General features: G+C 59.2%; 14 protein-coding genes and 3 rRNA genes. 8 read left to right on the top strand and 9 right to left on the bottom strand.

From position 1 onward, the window contains the following. Positions 1-41 precede the first annotated feature (41 nt). Positions 42-746: a lipoate--protein ligase family protein gene (locus AC5O5R_RS02150; protein ID WP_172229493.1), complete on the top strand. Its 705-nt coding sequence runs from the start codon at positions 42-44 to the stop codon at positions 744-746. Here the strand turns inward: AC5O5R_RS02150 and crp are convergent. After that, the gene (gene crp, locus AC5O5R_RS02155; RefSeq protein WP_172229491.1) at positions 743-1,387 is read right to left on the bottom strand and encodes a cAMP-activated global transcriptional regulator CRP; all 645 of its coding nucleotides are present in this window, start codon (positions 1,385-1,387) and stop codon (positions 743-745) included. The genes AC5O5R_RS02150 and crp overlap by 4 nt on opposite strands. 192 nt (positions 1,388-1,579) lie before the next feature. Between crp and AC5O5R_RS02160 the strand changes: the two genes are divergently transcribed. Beyond that, a complete protein-coding gene (locus AC5O5R_RS02160; protein ID WP_004376171.1) occupies positions 1,580-2,002 on the top strand; it encodes an OsmC family protein in 423 nt (140 codons plus the stop codon). 43 nt (positions 2,003-2,045) lie between these two features. On the opposite strand, the gene AC5O5R_RS02165 is transcribed toward AC5O5R_RS02160, so the two are convergent. The 6 genes from AC5O5R_RS02165 to hemJ form a co-directional block, all read right to left on the bottom strand. Beyond that, a complete protein-coding gene (locus AC5O5R_RS02165; RefSeq protein WP_494514934.1) occupies positions 2,046-3,086 on the bottom strand; it encodes a DUF2157 domain-containing protein in 1,041 nt (346 codons plus the stop codon). Positions 3,087-3,095: 9 nt separating this feature from the next. Continuing rightward, on the bottom strand, positions 3,096-3,743 hold the full coding sequence (gene coq7 / locus AC5O5R_RS02170) for a 2-polyprenyl-3-methyl-6-methoxy-1,4-benzoquinone monooxygenase (RefSeq protein ID WP_494514935.1): 648 nt from the start codon (positions 3,741-3,743) through the stop codon (positions 3,096-3,098). A gap of 65 nt (positions 3,744-3,808) precedes the next feature. Continuing rightward, positions 3,809-4,147, bottom strand: coding sequence for a histidine triad nucleotide-binding protein (locus tag AC5O5R_RS02175; protein WP_172229755.1), 339 nt, complete (start codon positions 4,145-4,147; stop codon positions 3,809-3,811). Positions 4,148-4,210: 63 nt separating this feature from the next. Continuing rightward, positions 4,211-4,993, bottom strand: coding sequence for an SDR family NAD(P)-dependent oxidoreductase (locus tag AC5O5R_RS02180; protein WP_172229753.1), 783 nt, complete (start codon positions 4,991-4,993; stop codon positions 4,211-4,213). Positions 4,994-5,060: 67 nt separating this feature from the next. After that, complete coding sequence (locus tag AC5O5R_RS02185) at positions 5,061-6,017, bottom strand: NAD(P)H-dependent flavin oxidoreductase (protein ID WP_172229751.1); 957 nt, start codon at positions 6,015-6,017, stop codon at positions 5,061-5,063. 28 nt (positions 6,018-6,045) lie between these two features. Continuing rightward, on the bottom strand, positions 6,046-6,471 hold the full coding sequence (gene hemJ / locus AC5O5R_RS02190; RefSeq protein ID WP_172229749.1) for a protoporphyrinogen oxidase HemJ: 426 nt from the start codon (positions 6,469-6,471) through the stop codon (positions 6,046-6,048). A gap of 142 nt (positions 6,472-6,613) precedes the next feature. On the opposite strand from hemJ, the gene argC reads away from it, so the two are divergent. Further along, on the top strand, positions 6,614-7,648 hold the full coding sequence (argC, locus tag AC5O5R_RS02195) for an N-acetyl-gamma-glutamyl-phosphate reductase (protein ID WP_008089527.1): 1,035 nt from the start codon (positions 6,614-6,616) through the stop codon (positions 7,646-7,648). Between the two features lie 146 nt (positions 7,649-7,794). Next, positions 7,795-8,145 (top strand): iron-sulfur cluster insertion protein ErpA, encoded by a 351-nt coding sequence (gene erpA / locus AC5O5R_RS02200; RefSeq protein ID WP_172229747.1) that lies wholly within the window; start codon positions 7,795-7,797, stop codon positions 8,143-8,145. Between the two features lie 59 nt (positions 8,146-8,204). On the opposite strand, the gene AC5O5R_RS02205 is transcribed toward erpA, so the two are convergent. Continuing rightward, entirely contained in the window at positions 8,205-9,296 is a 1,092-nt protein-coding gene (locus tag AC5O5R_RS02205) for an anhydro-N-acetylmuramic acid kinase (protein ID WP_172229745.1), read from the bottom strand. A gap of 3 nt (positions 9,297-9,299) precedes the next feature. Further along, a complete protein-coding gene (locus AC5O5R_RS02210) occupies positions 9,300-10,721 on the bottom strand; it encodes a peptidoglycan DD-metalloendopeptidase family protein (RefSeq protein ID WP_172286700.1) in 1,422 nt (473 codons plus the stop codon). Positions 10,722-10,934: 213 nt separating this feature from the next. On the opposite strand from AC5O5R_RS02210, the gene tyrS reads away from it, so the two are divergent. From tyrS to rrf, 4 genes are all read left to right on the top strand, one after another. Beyond that, the gene (gene tyrS / locus AC5O5R_RS02215) at positions 10,935-12,134 is read left to right on the top strand and encodes a tyrosine--tRNA ligase (RefSeq protein WP_172233284.1); all 1,200 of its coding nucleotides are present in this window, start codon (positions 10,935-10,937) and stop codon (positions 12,132-12,134) included. Positions 12,135-12,781: 647 nt separating this feature from the next. After that, a 16S ribosomal RNA gene (locus AC5O5R_RS02220) occupies positions 12,782-14,318 on the top strand. 318 nt (positions 14,319-14,636) lie between these two features. After that, positions 14,637-17,528, top strand: a 23S ribosomal RNA gene (locus AC5O5R_RS02225). Positions 17,529-17,671: 143 nt separating this feature from the next. Next, a 5S ribosomal RNA gene (gene rrf, locus AC5O5R_RS02230) occupies positions 17,672-17,787 on the top strand. The 16S, 23S and 5S rRNA genes sit together here, the layout of an rRNA operon. The last annotated feature ends 58 nt before the right edge of the window (positions 17,788-17,845 follow it).

The raw sequence follows: 17,845 nt of genomic DNA on the forward strand, positions 1-17,845 counted from the left end.
TGCCTGAACAGGCCATCAATAACAACATCAAAGGTGGATCAATGACCGATCAACCCCTGGCCCTGACCGTCGAACAAGGCCTGCACGCCGAACAGGAACTGTTGGCTGCCGTCTGCCGAGGCGAACAAGACAGTGGTGTGCTGTTCTGGCGCCCGAACGACCACGCCCTGGTCATGCCGCGGCGCATGAGCCGGCTGGACAATTTCGAAGCCGCCTGCTCGGAGCTGGCGATTGCCGGGTGGCCGGTGCTGCTGCGCGAAACCGGCGGGGAGCCGGTGCCGCAGTCGCATTCGACGGTGAACGTGGCGCTGGTCTACGTAGCCCCGCGCAGCGAGGGCGACCATGGACGTATCGAGAACGCCTACGAACGGCTGTGCCTGCCATTGTGCGATGTGCTGCGCGAGTGGGGTGGGGTGGCCTCGGTGGGCGAAATCGATGGGGCCTTCTGCGACGGCCGCTACAACGTCAACCTCAATGGCCGCAAACTGGTCGGCACCGCCCAGCGCTGGCGCCAGGGGCTGGGCGGCAAGCGCCCGGTGGTGCTGGTGCATGGCGCACTGCTGCTGGACAACGAGCGTGAGTCGATGGTGGCGGCGGTCAACCGTTTCAACGAGTGCTGCGAGCTGGAGCAGCGCTGCCGTGCCGATGCCCATATCGCGCTGCACGAAGTAGCGCCAGAAGCGCCGTGGTTCGAGCGCTTGTCGCAGGCCTATGCCAAGGTATTGGCTGACCTGCCCAAGGACTAGCGAGTGCCGTAGACCACCATGGTCTTGCCCTTGACCTGTACCAGGCTGCGCTCCTCGAGGTCTTTGAGGACGCGGCCGACCATTTCCCGTGAGCAGCCGACAATCCGGCCGATTTCCTGGCGGGTGATCTTGATCTGCATGCCATCCGGGTGGGTCATGGCATCGGGTTGCTTGCACAGCTCCAGCAGGCAACGTGCCACCCGCCCGGTAACATCAAAGAATGCCAGGTCGCCGACCTTGCGGGTGGTGTTGCGCAGGCGCTGGGCCATCTGGCCACCCAGGGCGTAGAGGATCTCCGGGTCCTGGCGAGCGAGTTCGCGAAACTTCTCGTAACTGATTTCGGCCACTTCGCATTCGGTCTTGGCGCGTACCCACGCACTGCGCTGCTGCTCACCGTCAACGGGCTCGAACAGGCCCAACTCGCCAAAGAAATCACCTTGGTTGAGGTAGGCGATGATCATTTCATGGCCGTCGTCGTCCTCGATGATGATGGTGACCGAACCCTTGATGATGAACGAGAGTGTCTCGGCCCGGTCGCCAGCGCAGATGATGTTGCTTTTGGCGGTGTAGCGGCGGCGCTGGCAATGGACCAGCAGCTTGTCGATGTTCTTGATCTTGGCGGCTAGGGCGGAGGCAACCATCACGAAATCCTGTTCGATACGAGGCATAGGCTTTTTATAGGGGTGGGGCTGGCGGCAGGCGCCAGTCAATTGGCGCCAGCTTATCAGACACTACAGGATGTTTCGGTACTAAACCGACACGTCTCGTGCTTTTCCCACAGCCGCACAAGGTCTAAGCTGACACCCTTTTCCGAAAATCAGGAGTCCGGGTAGATGAAGGCACGTATCCAGTGGGCCGGTGAGGCAATGTTTCTCGGCGAATCGGGCAGCGGCCATGTCGTCGTGATGGACGGTCCGCCCGAGGCCGGCGGCCGCAACCTGGGTGTGCGACCGATGGAAATGCTGCTGCTGGGCCTGGGTGGCTGCAGCAGCTTTGATGTGGTCAGCATTCTGAAGAAGTCGCGCCAGGCGGTGGAAAGCTGCGAAGCGTTCCTGGAAGCCGAGCGTGCCAGCGAAGACCCGAAGGTGTTCACCAAGATCCACATGAACTTCGTGGTCAAGGGGCGTGGGCTGAAAGAGGCACAGGTCAAGCGCGCGGTAGAACTGTCGGCGGAGAAGTACTGCTCGGCGTCGATCATGCTTGAGCGTGCCGGGGTCGAGATTACCCATGGCTACGAAATCGTAGAGCTGGGTTAAGGCTGAGACTTCAGGGCCGCTTCGCGGCCCTTGTGGGGCAATATCAGTTGCGAAGCGCCGGCAACGCAGCCTGCACCCAGACCGGCAAGCATCCTCGCATCACCTGGCTCAGCTTCTCCCGCCGCTTCTGGTAGACCAGCCCCAACCAGATAACCCCCAAGCCGATCAAGGTAACTACCAGCGGGAACAGCAGCGACTGGGCAAACACCTCATACGACAGGTATCCCAGGTACGCCGCCACCCCCAGCGCCCCGAACACCATGAACACAGGCCGGCGCAACAGCACCGCCATGCCCATAAGCGCGATATTGATCAGGCAGTACATCGCCTTGGCCCATTCGCTGCCGTTGTCCACCAGGGTAAGGCCGCCCCAGAATGCTGCCAACCCTGCCAGGTAACCCCAGTGGGCATAGTCCTCACGTGTGCGCCCGTCGACTCCGAGGAACACCAGCAGCAAGCCCAGCCCGAACCACAGCGAAACTTCGCGCCGCTGGTCCCAGTTGAACGGCGAGCCGAAGAACCATTCGCTCAGGTCCATCGACATGAACCACAAGGCCACGGCAATCGGCATGACGATGAACGGGTAGGGGATCAGCCGCAGCATCAGCAGCCCGGCAAGCACTGTGGCGGCTTCCATGCCCAGCCAGCCGGCCTGCACATGGGTGTAGTACTGGTGGTAGCGCGCCTGCGCGTCATCCAGCGGCCACCAGCCGATCAGGCGCTCGATGGCGAATACCGCCAGCGGTACGATACTGACCGCGACTGCCGCCAGCACCCCGGCGGCAACAGGTTGGGCGCGTCGCTGCAGGTTGAGCGCGAACAAGGTAATCAGCAAGATATAGAGGCTGGCGATGATCAGCAGCGCCCAGTCACCGATGCTCAGCCACGCTTCAGTGAGCAGCCAGCCCATGGCCGCCATGATCAACAAGGCGCCGAAATAGAAGGCGACATGCGCCAGCTGGAAGCTGCCGCGCTGCGCCGGTTGCTTGCGCAGGAATGCCAGCAGGGCCTGGTCCTGGCCCTGCTGGAGAACGCCGGCGTGCACGGCGCGCGCCAGGTCCTTGGCGTCGAATCGGTCCGTCATGCTAATCCTTCAGATGCGGTAAGTGCTCTTGGTCATGACCTTGGCCAACAGGCTCATGCCCAAGCGGACTGGGGCCGGGAAGCGATAGCCGCCGGCTTCCAGGGCCGATTCGGCGTGCTGCTCTTCGTCAACGCGCATTTGCTCGAGAATGGCCCGGGATTTTTCGTCCTCGTGCGGGATCTGCTCCAGGTGCTCGTCAAGGTGCTTGCACACCTGGTGCTCGGTGGCGGCGACGAAGCCCAGGCTGACCTTGTCACTGACCAGCCCGGCGAGGGCGCCGATGCCAAACGACATGCCATAGAACAGCGGGTTGAGCACACTCGGGTGGCTGTTCAGCTGGCGGATGCGCTGCTCGCACCAGGCCAGGTGGTCCACTTCTTCCTCGGCTGCATGTTCCATGGCCTTGCGTACTTCAGGCAGCTTGGCGGTCAGCGCCTGGCCTTGGTACAGCGCCTGCGCGCAGACTTCACCGGTATGGTTGATGCGCATCAGCCCCGCTACGTGGCGGGACTGCTGCTCGTCCAGCTCGATGTCCGGCTGGATGATGGCCGGCGATGGGCGGGCAGGCTGGCCGCTGAAGGGCAGCAAGGTGCGCATGGCGGTATCGGCCTGCAGCAACAAGCGGTCGAGCGGCGAGTAGTGACGTTCGGTAGCCATCGGGCACCTCCGCAAGAATGTGCCCGACAGTTTACCGCAATAGCGCCAGGGTCGCTTGCCGTGGATCAGCCCGGTGGCCAGTTCATCTGGCGCTGGCCAAGCACGTGCATGTGGATGTGGTAGACGGTCTGGCCACCTTTCGGGTTGCAGTTCATGACCACGCGGAAACCTTCCTCGCAGCCTTGCTCCACAGCCAGGCGCTGGGCGGTGAACAGGATGTGGCCGGCCAGGGCCTTGTCCTCTTCGGACAGGTCATTGAGGGTACGGATGTGTTTCTTCGGGATAACCAGAAAATGTACCGGTGCCGCGGGTGCAATGTCCTTGAAGGCCAGGATCTGGTCGTCTTCGTAGATGATATCCGCCGGGATTTCCCGGTTGATGATTTTGAGGAATAGATCGTCCACAGCACTTGCTCCATGGTGAGGGTCGGGCCGAGTGTACTCAGCCAGGCGCCGCGCGCCCAGTGGCTATTCCATGCCGGCGGGGCAGTAGCGGCGGTGGATGGCCCCGGCCAGCTTGCGCACCAGCCAGCGTGGCAGCAGGCGCGGGGCAAACGCCAGCCAGCGGTTGCGCCGGCCGGGCATGATCAGCGCGCGGTTCTTGTCCAGGGCGCGCACGGTGTACAGCGCTACTTCCTCTGCGCCGAGGCAGCGCGGCTTGCCATCGAGCCGTGGAATACGCCGGCGCGAGGAGCGCACCGGGCCGGGGCATAGCACCGAGACCTTGATGCCCGTGCGCTTGAGTTCTTCGCGCAGTGCCTGGGAGAAACTCAGGACGTAGGCCTTGCTGGCAGCATAGGCTGCCATCCACGGCCCAGGTGCCACCCCGGCCAGGCCGGCGACGTTGAGGATCTGCCCGCCACCCTGCACGGCCATCAGGTTGCCAATGGCGTGGCAAAGACGGCTCAGGGCCAGCACGTTTACCTCCAGCAGGTCCTGCTCGTCGGCCCACTCGTGGGCCAGCAGCGGCCCGTAGGTACGCAGGCCGGCACAGTTGACCAGCAAGTCGATACGCCGTTCGCCTTCTTCCAGTTCCAGCACGAAGCCTGACAGGCGCAGGGGCTGGCTGAGGTCGCAGGCGCGGAACAGCACCTCGACGCCGAAACGCTGGGTCAGCTCCATGGCCACAGGTTCCAGCGTTTCACGCTGGCGTGCCACCAGGATCAGGTTGCGCCCGCGCCGTGCCAGGGCTTCCGCCAGGGCCAGGCCCAGGCCGCTGGAAGCACCAGTGATCATGGCGTAACGGGTCATGCAAGGCTCCTGGGGGCTGTAGAAGGCGCCTAGTGTACAACTTGGCCGGGCAAGGTGTTGCCTTTTGCTACACGGTGCGCAAGCGCAAGCCCTGGCAGCGTTCCAGTGCGTGTTGGTACTCGTTATGGAGGCGTTCGATCAGCAAGCTGGCGCTGGGCAGATCGGTGATGCCGCCGACCCCCTGGCCAGCCGACCATACGGTCTTCCAGGCTTTGGCCTCGTCGTCTATGGGTTTCAGTTTGCCGGTTTCGTGGGCGTTTTGGAGGGCGTTCATGTCATAGCCGGCCTGCTCCAGGCTCGGGCGCAGGAAGCTGGCAGGGATGCCGGACACTGCTGGGGTGTGGATGATGTCGACGGCGTGGGCATGCACCAGCATTTGCTTGTAGGCGTCCTGGGCCTGGCTTTCTGTGGTGGCAATGAAGCGCGTGCCCATGTAGGCAAGGTCTGCCCCCAGCAGCTGCGCGGCCACGATTTCGTGGCCGTGGTTGATACAGCCGGCCAGCAGCAGGGTCTTGTCGAAGAACTGGCGAATCTCCGCAGCCAGGGCGAACGGGCTCCAGGTGCCGGCATGGCCGCCCGCGCCAGCGGCGACTGCGATCAGGCCATCGACACCGGCTTCGGCGGCTTTTTCCGCATGGCGGCGAGTAGTGACATCGTGGAACACCAGCCCGCCGTAGCTGTGCACCGCATCGACCACTTCTTTCACCGCCCCCAGGCTGGTAATGACGATCGGCACGCGGTGCTCCACGCACAGGGCCAGGTCTGCCTGTAGCCGCGGGTTGGTCGGGTGAACGATCAGGTTGACGGCGTAGGGCGCTGGCGCTTGAAGTTGCGCCAGCCCAGCCCCGATCTGCTCCAGCCAGGCCTTGAAGCCGGCGCTGTCGCGCTGGTTCAGGGCCGGGAAACTGCCGACCACACCGCTGGCGCAGCAGGCCAGCACCAGCTTGGGGTTGGAGATGAGGAACATCGGCGCGGCAACCACAGGCAGGCGCAGGCGTTGTTCGAGCGAGGCGGGTAGCGACATGGCAAGGCTCCTTGGGCGGGTGGCTATGTCAGAACGGTTTGACCACCACCAGAATTACGATGCCCAGCAGGAACAGCACGGGCACTTCGTTGAACCAGCGATAGTAGACGTGGCTGCGGGTGTTGCCTCCGTTGGCGAAGCGTTTGCGTTGGGCGCCGCACATGTGATGGTAGCCGGTCAGCAGGATGACCAGGGTGAGCTTGGCATGCAGCCAGCCCTGGCTCAGCCAGCCTGGGGTGAGGTACAGCATCCAGGCACCGAACACGTAGGTGGCAATCATCGCCGGGTTCATGATGCCGCGGTACAACTTGCGCTCCATGGTCACGAAGCGTTCCTGGCTGACGCTGTCCTGGCTCTGGGCGTGGTAGACGAAAAGCCGCGGCAGGTAGAACAGGCCGGCGAACCAGCAGACCACGCTGACGATATGCAGCGCTTTGATCCATAGGTAAAGCATGGAGGGAGTTCCTTCAGGTAATCACGGTCGTCAGATAGTAGTGGTCAAGCGCCCACAGGGGCACCCCAAGAGTTGTTACAGACGCTGTGCGCCCCTATTATCGTGCGCTTTCCAGACGGCTCGTTGATAAGGGGCAAGCGTTATGATCAAGGTCGGTATCGTCGGCGGCACGGGTTACACCGGCGTCGAACTGTTGCGTCTGCTGGCACAGCATCCACAGGCCGAAGTGGCGGTCATCACTTCGCGCTCCGAGGCGGGCGTGGCGGTGGCGGATATGTACCCGAACCTGCGCGGCCACTATGACGGGCTGGCGTTCAGCGTGCCGGACAGCAAGGCCCTGGCTGCCTGTGATGTGGTTTTCTTCGCCACACCGCACGGTGTTGCCCACGCCTTGGCCGGCGAGTTGCTGGCGGCGGGCACCAAGGTGATCGACCTGTCGGCCGATTTCCGTCTGCAGGATGCCACCGAGTGGGGCAAATGGTACGGTCAACCACACGGTGCGCCAGAGCTGCTCAAGGACGCGGTGTACGGCCTGCCTGAAGTCAACCGCGAGAAAATCCGCCAGGCGCGCCTGATCGCCGTACCGGGTTGCTACCCGACCGCGACCCAGCTGGGCTTCCTGCCGCTGCTCGAAGCTGGCCTGGCCGACCCGTCGCGCCTGATCGCCGACTGCAAGTCGGGTGTCAGCGGTGCTGGCCGGGGTGCGGCGGTGGGTTCGTTGTTCTGTGAGGCTGGCGAGAGCATGAAGGCTTACGCGGTCAAGGGGCACCGCCACCTGCCAGAAATCAGCCAAGGCCTGCGCCTGGCTGCCGGCAAGGACATCGGTCTGACCTTCGTGCCGCATCTGACACCCATGATCCGTGGCATTCACGCCACCCTGTACGCAACCGTTGCCGATACTTCGGTCGACCTGCAGGCGCTGTTCGAGAAGCGCTACGCCGATGAACCGTTCGTCGACGTGATGCCGGCGGGTAGCCATCCGGAAACCCGCAGCGTGCGCGGCGCCAACGTCTGCCGCATTGCTGTGCATCGCCCACAGGGCGGCGATCTGGTGGTGGTGCTGTCGGTGATCGACAACCTGGTCAAAGGCGCGTCCGGCCAGGCGGTGCAGAACCTGAACATCCTGTTCGGCCTGGACGAGCGCATGGGCCTGTCGCACGCCGGCCTGCTGCCGTAAGCCTGTGGTGCAGGAAAAGGCCCGCCATGTGCGGGCCTTTTTGTCGGTCACGACTAAAGGCGCACAATTCTTGACCAATTTTCTCGGAGAAGCGGATAATGCGCGTCATCGAGTTTTATGGCGGCTACCGCGCCGGGAGAATCAACATGAGCGTCGAAACCTTCACCCCTACGGCTTTGGAATTCACCCACGGCGCTGCACAAAAGGTGAAGAACCTGGTTTCCGAAGAAGGCAACGATCGTCTGAAGCTGCGCGTGTTCGTCACCGGTGGCGGCTGTTCGGGCTTCCAGTATGGCTTCACCTTCGATGAAGATGTCGCCGAGGATGACACCATTGTCGAGCGCGAGGGCGTGTCTCTGGTGGTCGACCCGATGAGCTTCCAGTATCTGGCTGGCGCCGAGGTGGACTACCAGGAAGGCCTGGAAGGTTCGCGTTTCGTGATCAAGAACCCTAACGCCTCCACCACGTGTGGCTGCGGTTCCTCGTTCTCGATTTGAGCCCTGAGCTTATGAAAACGCCGCGCAATTGCGCGGCGTTTTACTTTGTGGCGTAACCGTCAGGCCGGGTAGATCGCGCCAAGTACGCGCAGGCCCCTGGCGGCAGTGACGCTGGGACGGTTGGCAGCGATGCCTTCCAGGCAGCAGTGGGCAAGCCAGGCGAATGCCATGGCCTCTACCCAGTCCGGGTCTATGCCATGGGCGCCGGTACTGGCGACGCGGGCTGCCGGCAGCAGCTGGCCGAGGCGGGCCATCAGTGCCCCGTTACGCGCACCACCCCCGCAGACCAGCAGTGCTTCGGTGCTCTTCTGGGCATTGCTCAGCGAGTCGATGATGCTGCGTGCGGTCAGCTCCAGCAGCGTTGCCTGCACATCCTCGTCGCGGTAAGCGGGCAGGCGGGCGAGGTGGCCATCCAGCCAGTGCAGGTTGAACACTTCGCGGCCAGTGCTTTTCGGGCCGCTCCCGGCAAAGAACGGGTCGGCCAGCAGTGTGCGCAGCAAGTCCGCCTGCACTGCACCGGAAGCGGCCCAGGCGCCATCGGCATCGTAGGTCGCGCCGCGCTTGCGCTCGATCCAGGCATCCAGCAGCACGTTACCGGGGCCGCAGTCGAAGCCGTGGACCGGCTGGTCTTGCTCGATCAGGCTCAGGTTGCTGAAACCGCCCACGTTGAGCACCGCCAGACGCTGGCCGAGGTGGCTGAACAGGGTTTCGTGGAAGGCGGGCACCAGCGGCGCACCTTGGCCACCGGCAGCAACGTCGCGCCTGCGGAAGTCGGCGACCACGCTGATGCCGGTAAGCTCGGCCAGCAGCGCCGGGTTGCCGATCTGCACGGTAAAGCTGCGTGCGGGCTCGTGGCGAATGGTCTGGCCATGGCTGCCGATGGCACGGATGGCACCGGCCTGCAGGCCTTCGCGGGCCAGCAATTGGCCAATACCTTCGCCTGCCAGGCTGGCCCAGCGGTTTTCTGCCAGCGCAGCACGCGCGATTTCGTCAGGGCCGCTGCTGCACAAGGCAAGCAGCTCCTGGCGCAGGTCGACGGGCATTGGCAGGTAATGGGTGGCGAGCAGTTTCAGATGCTCGCCTTGCTCGATCAGGGCAATGTCCAGGCCGTCGAGGCTGGTACCAGACATCACCCCCAGGTAAAGCGCCATGGCTTAGCGCTTGTTCGCTGCGAGCATGGTGGCCTTTTCCTGGTCCATGCGCGCGATCAGGGGTTGGCTCTGCTGCATGAAGCGCTGGCGTTCGCTCTTGGCGATCGGGTCTGCCATTGGCACTTTCTGGCTCAGCGGATCGACGTGCACGCCGTTGACCTGGAACTCGTAGTGCAGGTGCGGGCCGGTGGACAGGCCGGTGGTACCGATGTAGCCGATGATCTGGCCCTGCTTCACCGAGCTGCCGGTCTTGATGCCTTTGGCGAAGCCCTGCATGTGCCCGTACAGCGTCTTGTAGCGGTTGCCATGCTGGATGATCACGGTGTTGCCGTAACCGCCACGGCGCCCGGCCAGCTCGATGCGGCCGTCACCGGCAGCCTTGATCGGGGTACCGCGTGGGGCAGCGTAGTCGACACCTTTGTGGGCGCGGATCTTGTTCAGGATCGGGTGCTTGCGGCCAGCGGAGAAGCGCGAGCTGATGCGGGCGAAATCTACCGGGGTACGGATGAAGGCCTTGCGCAGGCTGTTGCCATCGGCGGTGTAGTAGTTGGTATTGCCCTGCTTGTTGGTGTAGCGCACGGCGGTGTAGGTCTTGCCGCGGTTTGTGAAGCGCGCGGACAGTATGTTGCCGGTGCCGACGACCTTGCCGTCCATCACCTTCTGCTCGTAGACCACATCGAATTCGTCACCTTGGCGAATGTCCTGGGCGAAGTCGATGTCGTACCCCAGCACTCGGGCCATGTCCATGGTCATGCTGTGAGACAGGCCGGCGCGCTGGGCCGAGGCGGACAGGGAGCTCTTGATCACGCCGTGGGCATAGGCGGTACGCACCACCGGCTTGCTGATTTCACGGTTGAAGGTGTAACCCTTGGCGGTTTTGGTAAGGCGAATGGTCTCGAGGTTGCCGACCTTGCTGTGCAGGCTCGCCAGCTGGCCGTCCTTGTCCAGTTCGAATTGCAGCACCTGGCCATGCTTGAGCTGGCTGAACTGCTTGGCTTGCTTGTTGCTCGCCAGCAGGTCGTGTACTGCATTGGTTGGCAGCCCCACCTTGGCAAACAGGGTAGACAGCGTGTCGCCGCGGGCCACGGTAACTTCGCGATGTCCGGGCTCCTTGGCAGCCTCGACGACCGGTTCGGCGGCAGGGGCTTGTTGCTCGGCGTTCTGGGTCTCGGCGGTGGCGTCTTCGATCTGGGCGAACGGCGAGCCTTGCTCCCCATTGGTTTGCACCAGGGGAGCAGCACGAGATTCGTCTTTCAGTTGCTCGGCCGGGCTCTCCAGCTCGAGGTTGAGGGTGGTTTTCTTGGCTTCCACTTCGCTGGAGGGAAACACCAGCAAAGCCAGGCTGAGCAGGGCGGCGATGCCGCTGGCGGCCAACAGATGGCTTTTCGGATAAAGCGGGGGCGCTTTAGGCGGTTCGTTGGTCATGAGTAAGGTGACTTTGAAAAAAGTGAAATGGAATAGATGAATGACATGATGAAGATGAAATAACTGTATAAAATATAACCAAATCCAGTTTCACGCAAGGGCGCATAGACGCCGCAACCCCGTGTCCGGGTCACATTCCTTTGCGAAACTTGTAATTGACGGCCGATCTTGTATGGTTGGCTCCCCCTGAATCTGAGCCTTGCGGGTTTGTCTATGAAGTCGGTTGAAGAGCAGCTGGCGCTTATCAAGCGCGGTGCGGAAGAAGTACTGGTCGAGTCGGAACTGGTGGAGAAGCTCAAGCGCGGCCAACCTCTGCGCATCAAGGCCGGCTTCGACCCGACCGCACCCGACCTGCACCTGGGTCACACGGTGCTGATCAACAAGCTGCGCCAGTTCCAGGAGCTGGGGCATACGGTCATCTTCCTGATTGGTGACTTCACCGGCATGATCGGCGACCCCAGCGGCAAGAGCGCCACGCGCCCGCCGCTGACTCGCGAGCAGGTGCTCGACAACGCCGAGACCTATAAACAGCAGGTGTTCAAGATCCTCGACCCGGCAAAGACGGAAGTCGCGTTCAACTCCACCTGGATGGACACGCTGACCCCGGCCGACTTCATTCGCCTGGCGTCGCAGTACACCGTGGCGCGCATGCTCGAGCGCGATGACTTCGACAAACGCTACACCACCAATCAGCCGATCGCGATCCACGAGTTCCTTTATCCGCTGGTGCAGGGCTATGACTCGGTGGCGCTCAAGGCGGATGTCGAGCTGGGTGGTACCGACCAGAAGTTCAACCTGCTGATGGGGCGCGAGTTGCAGCGTGCCTACGGCCAGGAGGCGCAGAACATCGTGACCATGCCGCTGCTCGAAGGGCTTGATGGCGTGAAGAAGATGTCCAAGTCGCTGGGCAACTATGTAGGTATCCAGGAAGCGCCGGGCGTGATGTACAGCAAGCTGGTGTCGATCCCGGATACTTTGATGTGGCGTTACTTCGAACTGTTGAGCTTCCGTTCTATGGAAGAGATCGAGCAGTTCCGTGCCGATGTGGCCAATGGTGCCAACCCGCGGGATATCAAGATCAAGCTGGCGGAAGAGATTGTTGCGCGGTTCCATGGTGAGGAGGCAGCGGCTAATGCTCACCGTGCGGCGGGTAATCGCATGAAAGAGGGGGAGCTGCCGGAAGATCTGCCGGAAGTCGAAGTGGCCGCGGCTGAGGAGTTGCCGATTGCTGCCGTGCTGAACCGGGCGGGGCTGGTGAAGAACTCGGCGCAGGCGCGGGACTTGCTGAGTGGTGGTGCCGTCAAGGTTGATGGTGCGGTGGTGGATCGTGACTTCGTATTTGCGCTGGGCGCGACACATGTGTGCCAGGCAGGCAAGAAGTCGTTTGCGCGGGTCACGCTCAAGGCTGAGTGAGCGGCTGGTGGTGTAGCTATATAGAAGCGGGGAGGCCGGTAGGCCTCCCCGCTTTGTTTTTGGGGTTGTTCGCCTTGGGTCTCACAGGCGAGGGAAGGGTTGTGGCAGGCACTTGTCGGCCTTGATGCGGTCTTTGCCCCTATATTTCACTTTCTTGAAATTAAAGGTTGACGCCCTCTCGAATCCCCTTATAATGCGCCCCACTTCCAGCGACAACGGAACGACAAACTCCTTGATATTCAACGAGTTAGGTAGTTCAGAAGGTGCTGTAAGGGCTTCGATCGAAAGATCGGCAGCGGTGATAAAGGCAGTTGACAGCGGATTTAAACGCTGTATTATTCGCCTCCCGCTACGAGAGATCGCAGCGAGCCAAGTGTTTGAAGCTAAACGGGTTTCTCGGAAAAAACTTCAAAATAAACGCTTGACAGGCTCTGAGGAAAGCGTAGAATGCGCGCCTCGGTTGAGACGAAAAGCTCTTAACCAAACGCTCTTTAACAAATTGAATCAAGCAATTCGTGTGGGTGCTTGTGAGTACGGACTGATAGTCAAAAAGATTATCAGCATCACAAGTGACCATGCGAGAAATCACATAGTCATTTGAGATTGCTGAGCCAAGTTTAGGGTTTCTTAAAAACCCAAGCAGTATTGAACTGAAGAGTTTGATCATGGCTCAGATTGAACGCTGGCGGCAGGCCTAACACATGCAAGTCGAGCGGATGACGGGAGCTTGCTCCTGGATTCAGCGGCGGACGGGTGAGTAATGCCTAGGAATCTGCCTGGTAGTGGGGGACAACGTTTCGAAAGGAACGCTAATACCGCATACGTCCTACGGGAGAAAGCAGGGGACCTTCGGGCCTTGCGCTATCAGATGAGCCTAGGTCGGATTAGCTAGTTGGTGGGGTAATGGCTCACCAAGGCGACGATCCGTAACTGGTCTGAGAGGATGATCAGTCACACTGGAACTGAGACACGGTCCAGACTCCTACGGGAGGCAGCAGTGGGGAATATTGGACAATGGGCGAAAGCCTGATCCAGCCATGCCGCGTGTGTGAAGAAGGTCTTCGGATTGTAAAGCACTTTAAGTTGGGAGGAAGGGCAGTAAGCGAATACCTTGCTGTTTTGACGTTACCGACAGAATAAGCACCGGCTAACTCTGTGCCAGCAGCCGCGGTAATACAGAGGGTGCAAGCGTTAATCGGAATTACTGGGCGTAAAGCGCGCGTAGGTGGTTTGTTAAGTTGGATGTGAAAGCCCCGGGCTCAACCTGGGAACTGCATCCAAAACTGGCAAGCTAGAGTACGGTAGAGGGTGGTGGAATTTCCTGTGTAGCGGTGAAATGCGTAGATATAGGAAGGAACACCAGTGGCGAAGGCGACCACCTGGACTGATACTGACACTGAGGTGCGAAAGCGTGGGGAGCAAACAGGATTAGATACCCTGGTAGTCCACGCCGTAAACGATGTCAACTAGCCGTTGGAATCCTTGAGATTTTAGTGGCGCAGCTAACGCATTAAGTTGACCGCCTGGGGAGTACGGCCGCAAGGTTAAAACTCAAATGAATTGACGGGGGCCCGCACAAGCGGTGGAGCATGTGGTTTAATTCGAAGCAACGCGAAGAACCTTACCAGGCCTTGACATGCAGAGAACTTTCCAGAGATGGATTGGTGCCTTCGGGAACTCTGACACAGGTGCTGCATGGCTGTCGTCAGCTCGTGTCGTGAGATGTTGGGTTAAGTCCCGTAACGAGCGCAACCCTTGTCCTTAGTTACCAGCACGTTATGGTGGGCACTCTAAGGAGACTGCCGGTGACAAACCGGAGGAAGGTGGGGATGACGTCAAGTCATCATGGCCCTTACGGCCTGGGCTACACACGTGCTACAATGGTCGGTACAGAGGGTTGCCAAGCCGCGAGGTGGAGCTAATCTCACAAAACCGATCGTAGTCCGGATCGCAGTCTGCAACTCGACTGCGTGAAGTCGGAATCGCTAGTAATCGCGAATCAGAATGTCGCGGTGAATACGTTCCCGGGCCTTGTACACACCGCCCGTCACACCATGGGAGTGGGTTGCACCAGAAGTAGCTAGTCTAACCTTCGGGAGGACGGTTACCACGGTGTGATTCATGACTGGGGTGAAGTCGTAACAAGGTAGCCGTAGGGGAACCTGCGGCTGGATCACCTCCTTAATCGACGACATCAGCCTGCTGATGAGCACCCACACGAATTGCTTGATTCATTGTCGAAGGCGATCAAGGCCATTTGTAGGCCTGATGCTGTTCCTGATCAGAACTCAGAAATGAACATTCGTGACTGAATGCTGATTTCTGACTTTTGTCAGATCGTTCTTTAAAAATTCGGATATGTGATAGAAATAGACTGAACACCAGTTTCACTGCTGGTGGATCAGGCTAAGGTAAAATTTGTGAGTTCTGCTCGAAAGAGCGACGTGCGAATTTTCGGCGAATGTCGTCTTCACAGTATAACCAGATTGCTTGGGGTTATATGGTCAAGTGAAGAAGCGCATACGGTGGATGCCTTGGCAGTCAGAGGCGATGAAAGACGTGGTAGCCTGCGATAAGCTTTGGGGAGTCGGCAAACAGACTGTGATCCAGAGATCTCTGAATGGGGGAACCCACTCAGCACAAGCTGAGTATCTTGTACTGAATACATAGGTGCAAGAGGCGAACCAGGGGAACTGAAACATCTAAGTACCCTGAGGAATAGAAATCAACCGAGATTCCCTTAGTAGTGGCGAGCGAACGGGGACCAGCCCTTAAGTTGGTTTGAGATTAGTGGAACGCTCTGGAAAGTGCGGCCATAGTGGGTGATAGCCCCGTACACGAAAATCTCTTATCAATGAAATCGAGTAGGACGGAGCACGAGAAACTTTGTCTGAATATGGGGGGACCATCCTCCAAGGCTAAATACTACTGACTGACCGATAGTGAACCAGTACCGTGAGGGAAAGGCGAAAAGAACCCCGGAGAGGGGAGTGAAATAGATCCTGAAACCGTATGCGTACAAGCAGTGGGAGCCTACTTGTTAGGTGACTGCGTACCTTTTGTATAATGGGTCAGCGACTTATATTCAGTGGCGAGCTTAACCGAATAGGGGAGGCGTAGCGAAAGCGAGTCTTAATAGGGCGTTTAGTCGCTGGGTATAGACCCGAAACCGGGCGATCTATCCATGGGCAGGTTGAAGGTTAGGTAACACTGACTGGAGGACCGAACCGACTACCGTTGAAAAGTTAGCGGATGACCTGTGGATCGGAGTGAAAGGCTAATCAAGCTCGGAGATAGCTGGTTCTCCTCGAAAGCTATTTAGGTAGCGCCTCATGTATCACTGTAGGGGGTAGAGCACTGTTTCGGCTAGGGGGTCATCCCGACTTACCAAACCGATGCAAACTCCGAATACCTACAAGTGCCGAGCATGGGAGACACACGGCGGGTGCTAACGTCCGTCGTGAAAAGGGAAACAACCCAGACCGTCAGCTAAGGTCCCAAAGTCATGGTTAAGTGGGAAACGATGTGGGAAGGCTTAGACAGCTAGGAGGTTGGCTTAGAAGCAGCCACCCTTTAAAGAAAGCGTAATAGCTCACTAGTCGAGTCGGCCTGCGCGGAAGATGTAACGGGGCTCAAACCATGCACCGAAGCTACGGGTATCATCTTATGATGATGCGGTAGAGGAGCGTTCTGTAAGCCTGTGAAGGTGAGTTGAGAAGCTTGCTGGAGGTATCAGAAGTGCGAATGCTGACATGAGTAACGACAATGCGAGTGAAAAACTCGCACGCCGAAAGACCAAGGTTTCCTGCGCAACGTTAATCGACGCAGGGTTAGTCGGTCCCTAAGGCGAGGCTGAAAAGCGTAGTCGATGGAAAACAGGTTAATATTCCTGTACTTCCAGTTATTGCGATGGAGGGACGGAGAAGGTTAGGCCAGCCTGGCGTTGGTTGTCCAGGTTTAAGGTGGTAGGCTGAAATCTTAGGCAAATCCGGGATTTCAAGGCCGAGAGCTGATGACGAGTTGCCTCTAGGCGACGAAGTGGTTGATACCATGCTTCCAAGAAAAGCTCCTAAGCTTCAGATAACTGGGAACCGTACCCCAAACCGACACAGGTGGTTAGGTAGAGAATACCAAGGCGCTTGAGAGAACTCGGGTGAAGGAACTAGGCAAAATGGCACCGTAACTTCGGGAGAAGGTGCGCCGGCGAGGGTCAAGGACTTGCTCCGTAAGCCCATGCCGGTCGAAGATACCAGGCCGCTGCGACTGTTTATTAAAAACACAGCACTCTGCAAACACGAAAGTGGACGTATAGGGTGTGACGCCTGCCCGGTGCCGGAAGGTTAATTGATGGGGTTAGCGCAAGCGAAGCTCTTGATCGAAGCCCCGGTAAACGGCGGCCGTAACTATAACGGTCCTAAGGTAGCGAAATTCCTTGTCGGGTAAGTTCCGACCTGCACGAATGGCGTAACGATGGCGGCGCTGTCTCCACCCGAGACTCAGTGAAATTGAAATCGCTGTGAAGATGCAGTGTATCCGCGGCTAGACGGAAAGACCCCGTGAACCTTTACTATAGCTTTGCACTGGACTTTGAATTTGCTTGTGTAGGATAGGTGGGAGGCTTTGAAGTGGGGACGCCAGTTCTCATGGAGCCATCCTTGAAATACCACCCTGGCAACTTTGAGGTTCTAACTCAGGTCCGTTATCCGGATCGAGGACAGTGTATGGTGGGTAGTTTGACTGGGGCGGTCTCCTCCCAAAGAGTAACGGAGGAGTACGAAGGTGCGCTCAGACCGGTCGGAAATCGGTCGTAGAGTATAAAGGCAAAAGCGCGCTTGACTGCGAGACACACACGTCGAGCAGGTACGAAAGTAGGTCTTAGTGATCCGGTGGTTCTGTATGGAAGGGCCATCGCTCAACGGATAAAAGGTACTCCGGGGATAACAGGCTGATACCGCCCAAGAGTTCATATCGACGGCGGTGTTTGGCACCTCGATGTCGGCTCATCACATCCTGGGGCTGAAGCCGGTCCCAAGGGTATGGCTGTTCGCCATTTAAAGTGGTACGCGAGCTGGGTTTAGAACGTCGTGAGACAGTTCGGTCCCTATCTGCCGTGGACGTTTGAGATTTGAGAGGGGCTGCTCCTAGTACGAGAGGACCGGAGTGGACGAACCTCTGGTGTTCCGGTTGTCACGCCAGTGGCATTGCCGGGTAGCTATGTTCGGAAGAGATAACCGCTGAAAGCATCTAAGCGGGAAACTTGCCTCAAGATGAGATCTCACTGGGATCTAGAATCCCCTGAAGGGCCGTCGAAGACTACGACGTTGATAGGTTGGGTGTGTAAGCGCTGTGAGGCGTTGAGCTAACCAATACTAATTGCCCGTGAGGCTTGACCATATAACACCCAAGCAATTTGCTCATGCAGATTGCGGTGGTGAAGATGACACGAACCGAAAGTTCGCACTGTTCACAAAGCATCACAACTATCACATATCCGAATTCGCTGGGCTGTCCATCTGGACATTCTGGCTACAGAATTTCTTGACGACCATAGAGCATTGGAACCACCTGATCCCATCCCGAACTCAGTAGTGAAACGATGCATCGCCGATGGTAGTGTGGGGTCTCCCCATGTGAGAGTAGGTCATCGTCAAGATTCATTTCGCAAAACCCCTATCTGCGCATGCAGGTAGGGGTTTTGTCTTTGTAGGCAA

This window comes from Pseudomonas sp. 8_5_2 (assembly GCF_059295255.1).